General features: G+C 68.7%; 1 protein-coding gene. It reads left to right on the forward strand.

Going from position 1 to position 1,507, the window contains the following annotated elements:
- The first annotated feature begins 59 nt into the window (after positions 1-59).
- Positions 60-1,259 carry an IS4 family transposase gene (locus ACO1BR_RS44035; RefSeq protein ID WP_426800739.1) on the forward strand — a complete coding sequence of 400 codons (1,200 nt, stop codon included), beginning with the start codon at positions 60-62 and terminating at the stop codon, positions 1,257-1,259.
- The last annotated feature ends 248 nt before the right edge of the window (positions 1,260-1,507 follow it).

Genomic DNA, 1,507 nt, shown 5'->3' on the forward strand with positions numbered 1-1,507 from the left:
CAATGCCGCTGACTTTGAGGGTTGGCAGCCTGTAGCTTGTGGCCGGGGAGGGGTGCTTGGTGCCACGAGCTGGTCAGGTCAAGCCGCCGGTCGAGGAGCGGCTGTCGGACCGCATCGCGTTGGGTGTGCTCACGCGGGTGTTTACGGCGGAGCTGGTTGACGAGGTTGTCGCCGAGACGGGGCGGGGCGAGCGGCGTCATCGGTTGTTGCCGGCGCGGGTGGTGGTCTACTTCGTGCTGGCGATGTGCCTGTTCTCCGGGCAGGCGTATGAGGAGGTCGCGCGGCTGTTGACGGAGGGCCTGGCGTGGACTGGCCGGTGGCGGGGCAGGTGGGAGGTGCCTTCGACCGGGGCGATCTCCCGGGCTCGGGCCCGGCTCGGTCCGGAACCGTTGCGGGCGTTGTTCGCGCGAGTGTGCCAGCCGGTGGCAACTGTGGAGACGGCTGGTGCCTGGTATCGGGGGCGGCGGTTGGTGGCGGTGGACGGCACCACGCTGGATGTGGCGGACACGCCGGAGAATGACACGTTCTTCGGGCGGCCGGGATGCGGGCGTGGGGACAAGAAGGGGGCGTTTCCCCAGGTGCGGCTGGTGGTGCTGGTGGAGTGCGGCACGCATGCCGTGTTCGCCGCCGCCACGGGCCCGTGCACGGTGGCTGAGACGGTGCTCGCGGACACCCTGGTGCCACATCTCGGGCCGGGGATGCTGCTGCTGGCCGACCGTAACTTCCCCTCCCACCACCGGTGGCGGGCCGCTGTCGCAACCGGCGCGGACTTGCTGTGGCGCATCAAGTCCAACGCAGTGCTGAGGGTGTGCGAGCAGTACGCCGACGGCTCCTATCGGTCGGAGATTTTCGCCGCGGAGGACAGGCGGCACGTGGACGGGCAGCCGGTGCGGGTGATCGAGTACACGGTCGCCGGTCATGAGGCCGACGGCCCGATCCGGCTGATCACCACCCTCCTCGATCCCCAGGCGGCTCCCGCGACGGAGCTGGCAGCCCTGTATCACGAGAGATGGGAAGTGGAAGGCATCCTGGACGAGATCAAGGTCCACCAGCGCGGCCCGGATGCGGTCCTACGCTCCAGGTACCCCGACGGTGTCGAGCAGGAGGTCTACGGCTTCCTGCTCGTCCACCACGCCGTCCGCCAAGTCATGCACCAGGCCGCTCTCGGAATCGGAACCGACCCCGACCGGCTCTCCTTCACCCGCTCACTCCGCGTCGTTCGCCGCCAAGTCCCCGCCCAGGCGGCTTTTTCCCCCTGAGCGCATGGCCGCCGCCTGGGACCGCACACTCGCCGAGATCACTCGCCGCCTGTTACCCCTCCGCAGACTCCGCGCGCTGCCCCGAGTCGTCAAACGCAAGATGTCCAACTGGGCCCTCAAGAAGGCCCATCATCGCAACTGGCCCCAGCCCGCGGCTCCACCGGCCGAGGCCGTCACCATCGTCCCGGCCTCCAAACCCACTCCGACCAGGCGAACAATCAAACTCAACGCTTAAAACAGCGGCATTG

The sequence above is a fragment of the Streptomyces sp. YGL11-2 genome (assembly GCF_050054615.1).
Lineage (GTDB): Bacteria > Actinomycetota > Actinomycetes > Streptomycetales > Streptomycetaceae > Streptomyces.